At 71.0% G+C, this 541-nt stretch carries 1 protein-coding gene; it reads left to right on the top strand.

Going from position 1 to position 541, the window contains the following annotated elements; genetic code table 11:
- The first annotated feature begins 197 nt into the window (after nucleotides 1–197).
- Nucleotides 198–359, top strand: coding sequence for a hypothetical protein (locus tag CCN42_RS42410; RefSeq protein ID WP_158102053.1), 162 nt, complete (start codon nucleotides 198–200; stop codon nucleotides 357–359).
- Nucleotides 360–541 lie beyond the last annotated feature (182 nt).

A 541-nucleotide genomic window follows, 5' to 3' on the forward strand; every position in this document is an offset into this window, starting at 1 on the left:
GGGTGTACTGGGGTTGTTGGGAGGGGGTGGAGGGGGGGACGGGGGCGGGGGTGGGGGCGTACGGTGGGGGCGTCGCGGAGGGTCCGGACGGGACCGGAGTGCCGCCTGGAGGGGCGTCTCTTTGATCCCGTACTGTGGCTTTTGTCGTCAGGCAAGCAGCAGCCCGACGCGGCTCTTGGGGAAGGGACTCAAGCGACTTGATGGAGCGCACCGTCGTCCGCTGTGCCGAAGGGCACGTGTTCACCACCGCCTCGTTCCCGATGCAGCAGGCCGAGCGCCTCGGCCCGGGACGGCTCGTCCGCTGTCCGCGCTGTGCGCGGCTGCGGAGCGTCGTGCCGGTGGTGCTGGAGAAGCACTAGCCCCGGCGGTGGCCGGGACCGGTGACAGCCGCCGGTGCTCGGTCGCAGGCAGGCAGAAGGCATACGGGTACGTCATGGGCGCGTGGAGCCGTCGCGATTACGGGGGCTCCGCGCGCCTTGCGTATCCTCGGGACGTGCTTCTCTCAGACAAGGACATCCGGGCCGAGATCGACGCCGGGCGG

Origin of the sequence: Streptomyces glaucescens (genome assembly GCF_002154375.1) — a bacterium.
GTDB lineage: Bacteria > Actinomycetota > Actinomycetes > Streptomycetales > Streptomycetaceae > Streptomyces > Streptomyces glaucescens.